Raw genomic sequence first — 421 nt, 5'->3', positions numbered from 1 at the left:
GCTCTGCGCCACAAACTTTTCTGCACTGTCGACATCGCTGATCGTCAGCTTGCCGATCGTCGTCAACACCGCATCCGTCTCGTCCAGCGTCTCGCTGGCCGACGACAGCACCGCCGCGTCGTTCGTGCCTTGGATCGTGACCGTCACACTGGTCGGCGTGCCGTCCGCTGACGTCACCGTGAACGTGTCCGTCAACGTATCATCCACGTTCAACTCGTCATACGCCGAATTGGCCGTGTAGGTCCAGTTGCCGTCTTCGTCGATGCTGAACACACCGTGATCGCCGGCCACATTGCTCTGCGCCACAAACTTTTCTGCACTGTCGACATCGCTGATCGTCAGCTTGCCGATCGTCGTCAACACCGCATCCGTCTCGTCCAGCGTCTCGCTGGCCGACGACAGCACCGCCGCGTCGTTCGTG

At 60.8% G+C, this 421-nt stretch carries 1 protein-coding gene; it reads right to left on the bottom strand.

Annotation, left to right across the window (positions count from 1 at the left end):
• On the bottom strand, positions 1-421 hold a 421-nt coding region (locus tag DVK06_RS18135), incomplete at both ends, for a VCBS domain-containing protein (protein ID WP_199718818.1).

It is taken from the genome of Halorubrum sp. Atlit-28R, from assembly GCF_003665955.1.
GTDB classification, from domain to species: Archaea; Halobacteriota; Halobacteria; order Halobacteriales; family Haloferacaceae; genus Halorubrum; species Halorubrum tropicale.
The sequence above is the reverse complement of the archived record's forward strand: the minus strand, read 5'-3'. Positions and strand labels throughout refer to the sequence as shown.